This window comes from Nocardioides ginsengisoli, from assembly GCF_039537225.1.
Lineage (GTDB): Bacteria > Actinomycetota > Actinomycetes > Propionibacteriales > Nocardioidaceae > Nocardioides > Nocardioides ginsengisoli.
Genome location: NZ_BAABAC010000043.1, coordinates 21,724 through 25,618, shown reverse-complemented (window position 1 = coordinate 25,618; position 3,895 = coordinate 21,724). Strand labels below are relative to the sequence as shown.

The window sequence follows — 3,895 nt, the reverse complement described above, 5'->3', positions numbered from 1 at the left end:
CATGTTGACGTAGGGGTCGTACTTGCTGAGCATCGGCCGGCTGGTCACCGCGTGCTGGCGCTGCGCGACCGGGGCCTCGACGCCGCTGAGCTCGAGCACCCGCGCCCACAGCACGCGCGCGGCGCGCAGCTTGGCGATGGTCGGGAACTGCTCGTCGGTGGCGGCGTAGCGGAACTCGACCTGGCGGGCGGCGTCCTCGACCGAGAGGCCGTGGTCGGTGAGCCAGCGCAGGTAGGCGACGCCGGCCGCGAGCGACCAGCCGAGCTCCTGCGCGTCGCTCGCGCCGAGGTCGTGGGCCGCGGTGGCGTCGACGACGATCGCGCGGATGTCGTGCTGGTCGGCCTTGCGGGCGAGGGTCCGCAGCTCGGCGACCGCCTCGTCGACGGCCAGCGGGATGTCGCGGAGCATCACGCCGAGCGGGTCGATGCCGAGGTTGCTGTCGGGGTGCTTGGCGCCGGGCAGCGCGAGGAAGGCCTCGGCCACGGCGGTCGTCGCCGTCGGCGCGTCGAGGACGACGGGCGCCAGGTCGAGCAGCACGTCCGTCAGCGTCGCCGCGACGTCGGTGTCGGCGTCGGCGGCCAGCCAGATGCTGGTCACGCCGCCGTCGAGGTCGACGAGCGCCGCCTCGTTGGCCGCCTTGGCGTCGGGGTCCGCGATCAGGCTGCGGATGTCCCAGGCGCCCTGCCGGGTCGGCCGTACGGCGCTCACGGCGCCGCCGGGCAGGCCCAGCGGGGTCACGGGGATGCCGTCGAGGGTGGTGCGGGTCAGCTTGTCCCACACGGCGCTGTCGGGGTCGCTGTCGCCGAGCTTTCGCGTCTTGCGGAGCACGGCGGCGGTGGCGGCCTCCCATTCGGCGCGCGAATGCGCGTCCTCGGGCTGCGCCAGCGTCAGGGGCGAGTCAGTCACGAGCGCCAAGCCTATCCGTGACCCGGCCGGTGTCACCGTTGTGTGAGATATCTCCGCCTCGCCGCAGTCCGTTCACGCCTGAGCAAGCGGCCGCTTGGGTGGGAATCGGCGGTCGCGGGCTGGCGCTCGCCGTACGATCCAGCGCGTGAAGGTGCGCGATCCCGAGGGCAGGACCTGGCGAGTGACCCGGCGCTGGGTGCCGTGGCGACGACGACTCAAGGCGCCCGACTCCGGACCGCTCGACGGCCTGAACGGCCTCGGCGACGACCCGGTCAGCGCCGTCATCGGCATCTTCCTGCTGATCCTGGCGCTGCCCTTCATCATCCTGGCGCTGGTCGTGGCCGCCGAGTTCCTGCTGCTCCTGCTGCTCATCCCGTTCGCGGCGCTGGCGCGGGTCGCCTTCGGCGCGCACTGGACGATCGAGGCACGCCGCGGCTTCACCATCTGGTGGGACGCACCCTCGGGCGGCTGGCGCGAGAGCGGCGAGCGGATCGCGGCCGTGGCGCAGGCGATCGAGCGGGGCGAGCTGCCGCCGCGCACCGTGCGACCGCCGGAGGACGAGCCCGCCGCGGCCCCGGCCCCGGAGTAACGCCGCGCAACGCCGCGCAACGCCGCGCAACGCCGCGCAACGCCGCGCAACGCCGGGTAGCGCCGGGTCAGTCGGCGGCCCGCTCCGACCAGTCGGGCAGCTGCTGGAGGCTCCAGTGGTTGCCGTCGGGGTCGGAGAAGGAGACGAACCGGCCCCACGGCTGGTCGTCCACCGGCGTCACCTCGATGCCACGGGCGACCAGGTCGGCGCGGATCGCGTCGGCGTCGGCGACCACCGCCTGCAGGTTGTCGAGCGAGCCCGGCGTCATGGTGGTCAGGCCCTTGCCGATCGCGATCGAGCAGGCCGACCCGGGTGGCGTGAGCTGCACGAACCGGACCTCCTCGCTGACCGTGTGGTCATGGTCGGCGCTGAAGCCGGCCCGCACGTAGAACTCCTTGGCCCGGTCGACGTCGGTCACGGGTACGGCCACCAGCTCGAGCTTCATGTCCATGCCGGCCACGCTAGGCGCGAGCACCGACACTCACCCGACAACGTTCACCCGGTCGCCACCTGAGGTCGGGGCTCGCGCCATGTGCGCGGGCGAGCGTGGAGCCATGCGGATCGTCCTGGCCACCGAGTCCTTCTACCCGGCACTCGACTGCACGACCACGACCCTCAAGGCGACGGCCGACCGGCTGATCGACCGCGGCCACTCGGTGCAGATCCTCGCCCCGGGCCCCGGCCTGGCGAGCTACCGCGGCTGCGACGTCGTCCGAGTCCGGCCGCTCGAGCCGACCGGCGCCCAGGTGCGCGAGGCGATCGAGCGGTTCGCACCCGACCTGGTCCAGGTCCACTCCCCGCGTGCGGTCGGCCGCAAGGCGCTCAAGCACGCCGCGCGCGCCGGCGTGCCGACGCTGGCCGTCGAGCAGTCGCCGGTCCTCGACCTGGCCGCGGACTACTGGCGCGCGAAGGTCGTCGAGCGTGCCGACCGGGTCGTCGTCACCTCCCGCTGGATGGTCGAGCGCGCGGCCGAGCTCGGCGTCGCGGCGACGCTCTGGGAGCCCGGCGTCGACACCCGGGCGTTCAACCCGACGCTGCGCGACCCGTGGCTGCACGGATCGTGGTCGAAGGCCAGGTCTCGCGAGGGCGCGCAGGTCGTCGTCGGGTACGTCGGCGGACTCCACAAGGCCGCGGGCGTACGCCGTCTCGCCGCGCTCGCCGACGTACCCGGCCTCCGCCTGGTCGTCATCGGCGGCGGCCCCGACCGCGACTGGCTCGCCCGCCGCCTCCCCCACGCCCGCTTCACCGGGCCCCTCGGCATCGGCGACCTGACCGTCGCCCTCCCCACCCTCGACGCCCTCGTCCACCCCGGCGAGCACGAGACCGACTGCCACGCGCTGCGCGAGGCCGGCGCCTCCGGCGTGCCCGTCGTCGCGCCGCGCGCGGGCGGCGCGCCCGACGTCGTACGGCATCTGGAGACGGGCCTCCTCTACGACCCCGCCGACCCGCGCGACCTGGCGCGCGCGGTCACCTTCGTCGCCGCCGACCCGCACCGGCACCTGCTCGGCGGGGCGGCGCGGGAGCGGGCGCTGCGTCGTACCTGGGCCGACGCGGTGGACGAGCTGGTCGCCGGCGCGTATCCCGCGCTCGCCCCGGTCGTCGCCTGAGCGCGGCTACGCTCGCCGTGTGAACGACGTACGCATCGAGCGGGACGGCGACGTCACCACGATCGTGATGAGCCGCCCGGAGCGGCACAACGCGGTCGACGGGCCGATGGCGGCCGAGCTGGCCGCGGCGTTCCGGGAGTTCGAGGCGTCGGACGCGAAGGTCGCCGTACTCGCGGGCGACGGGCCGTCGTTCTGCGCGGGCGCGAACCTCAAGGCCGTCGGCACCGACCGCACCAACCGGCTCGAGCCCGACGGCGACGGGCCGATGGGGCCGACCCGGATGGACCTCGACAAGCCGGTCATCGCCGCGATCCACGGCAATGCAGTGGCGGGCGGGCTCGAGCTCGCGCTGTGGTGCGACCTGCGCGTCGCCGAGGAGGGCGCGACGCTCGGCGTCTTCTGCCGGCGCTGGGGCGTGCCGCTCATCGACGGCGGGACGATCCGCCTCCCGCGCCTGATCGGCCACAGCCGCGCCATGGACCTGATCCTCACCGGCCGCGCCGTCGACGCGCAGGAGGCGCTGAGCTTCGGTCTCGTCAACCGCGTCGTCCCCACCGGTACGGCGCGCGCCGCCGCGGTCGCGCTCGCCCACGACATCGTGCGGATGCCGCAGACCTGCCTGCGCGGCGACCGCCGCTCCGCCCGTGAGCAGTGGGGCGAGAGCGAGCAGGCGGCGCTGGGGCGGGAGTTCGAGATCGGGATGACCTCGCTGATGACGGACGGCGTCGCGGGGGCGGAGCGGTTCGCGGCGGGCAAGGGCCGCGGCGGCAGCTTCGAGGACATCTGAGCCCGA

5 protein-coding genes are annotated in these 3,895 nt (G+C 74.6%); 3 read left to right on the top strand and 2 right to left on the bottom strand.

Features of this window, described 5'->3' with window-relative positions:
• Positions 1–906, bottom strand: a 906-nt coding sequence (locus AB4880_RS22665) for a methylmalonyl-CoA mutase family protein (protein ID WP_367921492.1), incomplete at its 3' end; no start/stop codon positions are given.
• 145 nt (positions 907–1,051) lie between these two features.
• Between AB4880_RS22665 and AB4880_RS22660 the strand changes: the two genes are divergently transcribed.
• Complete coding sequence (locus tag AB4880_RS22660; protein ID WP_367921491.1) at positions 1,052–1,495, top strand: hypothetical protein; 444 nt, start codon at positions 1,052–1,054, stop codon at positions 1,493–1,495.
• A gap of 67 nt (positions 1,496–1,562) precedes the next feature.
• Here the strand turns inward: AB4880_RS22660 and AB4880_RS22655 are convergent, their stop codons facing one another.
• Positions 1,563–1,946 (bottom strand): VOC family protein, encoded by a 384-nt coding sequence (locus tag AB4880_RS22655; RefSeq protein ID WP_367921490.1) that lies wholly within the window; start codon positions 1,944–1,946, stop codon positions 1,563–1,565.
• 103 nt (positions 1,947–2,049) lie between these two features.
• Here AB4880_RS22655 and AB4880_RS22650 point away from each other — a divergent pair, with 103 nt between their 5' ends.
• Both AB4880_RS22650 and AB4880_RS22645 read left to right on the top strand, forming a co-directional pair.
• The gene (locus AB4880_RS22650; protein ID WP_367921489.1) at positions 2,050–3,102 is read left to right on the top strand and encodes a glycosyltransferase; all 1,053 of its coding nucleotides are present in this window, start codon (positions 2,050–2,052) and stop codon (positions 3,100–3,102) included.
• A 19-nt stretch (positions 3,103–3,121) separates the two neighbouring features.
• A complete protein-coding gene (locus AB4880_RS22645; RefSeq protein ID WP_367921488.1) occupies positions 3,122–3,889 on the top strand; it encodes a crotonase/enoyl-CoA hydratase family protein in 768 nt (255 codons plus the stop codon).
• The last annotated feature ends 6 nt before the right edge of the window (positions 3,890–3,895 follow it).

What these genes read in the sequence shown, in the direction of transcription:
- AB4880_RS22650 (WP_367921489.1), top strand. Translation starts at nt 2,050, where the DNA reads ATGCGGATCGTCCTGGCCACCGAGTCCTTCTACCCGGCACTCGACTGC.
- AB4880_RS22655 (WP_367921490.1), bottom strand. Translation starts at nt 1,946, where the DNA reads ATGGACATGAAGCTCGAGCTGGTGGCCGTACCCGTGACCGACGTCGAC.